Genomic DNA, 846 nt, shown 5'->3' on the forward strand with positions numbered 1-846 from the left:
GGGAATGCAAGGTTTTTCGGTCAAAATACTACCCGCAGGGCTGGAGATTTTTACCGAAAACAGGAGGCTTGACCTTGCTTTCCCGTCCAATCCCGGAATTACCTTTGCGCCCAGAACGAAAATGACTGACTGATGCGGCTTACTGAAAGGCGCAAAATGGAGGTAAACGAAAACAGAGGCAGATTGTGTAGAAAAAAACTTCAGGGGAAAATCCGTAAAAAAAAGAATCACCAAAAGGAAAAAGACATCACCGGAAGCGTGAAAAGGGCAAACCACAACAAAGGAAGTATGATTGTTTCCGATCCGACGGAACTTGTTCAGCCGGGTGGCAACAATCATTCTTCCCGGTTTGTCCGGCTGTGTGTGGGCGCCTGTTTCATTCATGGGGCAGGCTGACACACTCTGCATTCACTTTCCGCTTCCGGCAAAAGAGACAGCGAAAAAAGAAAAATCATTTGAAAACCCGTAAAAGCACCTCTTGGCATAGGCGCAAAAGAAAGGGGCATTGCTTCATCTGTCTAAACATCGTTTAGGCGTGAGGCAATGCCCTTTTCTCCAGCTATGCGGTAGTCGGCACACGTTTGTTCCAAACTCGTTTTGGGCAATGGTGTGCCGACGGACAATACCGCTTTTACGGAAAATTCTTATGAATGAGGGGATAAAAAACGGGAGTTTATATCAAAATCTCGAATTAAATAGCTACTTTTGCATACGAAGAGTTCTTTGAAGGTTACGCAACGCGCAGAAGGATAATGCAGTAGATAACTAACTAAATCGTAACCTATTACTATCAAGAGCAATTAACCTACGCTCATTTCCAATAAATTACACTCTTTTCGTAACTTC

The 846-nt window shown here is 44.1% G+C and carries 1 protein-coding gene; it reads right to left on the reverse strand.

The features are described 5' to 3' along the window. On the reverse strand, positions 1-384 hold a 384-nt coding region (locus tag HMPREF9442_RS16530), incomplete at its 3' end, for a hypothetical protein (protein WP_009126113.1). Positions 385-846: the final 462 nt, after the last annotated feature.

This window comes from Paraprevotella xylaniphila YIT 11841, assembly GCF_000205165.1.
GTDB classification, from domain to species: Bacteria; Bacteroidota; Bacteroidia; order Bacteroidales; family Bacteroidaceae; genus Paraprevotella; species Paraprevotella xylaniphila.